Origin of the sequence: Kitasatospora sp. NPDC057738, assembly GCF_042798815.1 — a bacterium.
Taxonomy (GTDB): Bacteria; Actinomycetota; Actinomycetes; order Streptomycetales; family Streptomycetaceae; genus Kitasatospora; species Kitasatospora lactacystinica.
In genome coordinates this window covers 782-1,656 of the sequence record NZ_JBHVJT010000166.1, presented here as the reverse complement: position 1 = coordinate 1,656, position 875 = coordinate 782, and the positions used below count along the sequence as shown (strand labels likewise).

The window sequence follows — 875 nt, the reverse complement described above, 5'->3', positions numbered from 1 at the left end:
CTATGAATCACGTCATTGAAGTTCAGCATATGGAGAAGATGAACCGGAAAAATAATATCAAAAAATTGGACAAGGATAGGTTTGTAGACCTCTCTACTGGGGAGATCCGGGAGTTCGAGCATTCGGAAAATCGGCAGGAAAATTATAATTCTTTGAGACAAACCTTTAAGAAGCTGCGTTATTTGATAAATAACAATTTTATAGGACGGCCAAATGAATTACATATAACTTTGACATACAAGAAAAATATGACGGACACGAAAAAACTTTATAGTGATTTTCAAAATTTTATCGACAGGTTGCGTTATAAATACAAGAAAGAAAGTTCGATAGATTATTTATCGGTGGTAGAGCCACAAGGACGTGGAGCCTGGCATTGTCATGTTTTAATGCGCTTTAATGATTTGGATAAGATTTATATTAAAAATGCTGAATTAAGGAGTCTATGGGGTTTAGGATTTGTAACAATCAAGTCATTAAAGGATATAGACAACATAGGAGCCTATTTGAGCGCTTATTTGACTGATATAGACCTAGAAGATGTCCAAGACAGGGAAACAGCCTTAAAAGTGGCTTCAGAGGGCTGTGAGGTGCAAACAAAGATCGTAGAAGGTCGGGAAAAGAAATTTTTAAAAGGCGGACGGCTGCACATGTATCCTTCCGGAATGAATATGTATCGAAAATCAAAAGGGATTGTTAAGCCGGAACGGGAAGAAATGAAGTTCGGAGACATAAAAAAAGTAGTGGGTTCGGCAAAACCACACTACGAGAGAAGTTATCATGTCGAAAATGACAATTTTGAAAACACAATTTCGTTTCTCCAGTATAACACAAAACGTGATTTTTGAAGCAAAACGGTTCCTCTTTATGGAGCC

General features: G+C 37.0%; 1 protein-coding gene. It reads left to right on the top strand.

The features are described 5' to 3' along the window. The coding region (locus ACFVGO_RS39360) for a hypothetical protein (protein ID WP_380636962.1) at positions 1–848 on the top strand (848 nt) is incomplete at its 5' end. Between the last annotated feature and the right edge of the window lie 27 nt (positions 849–875).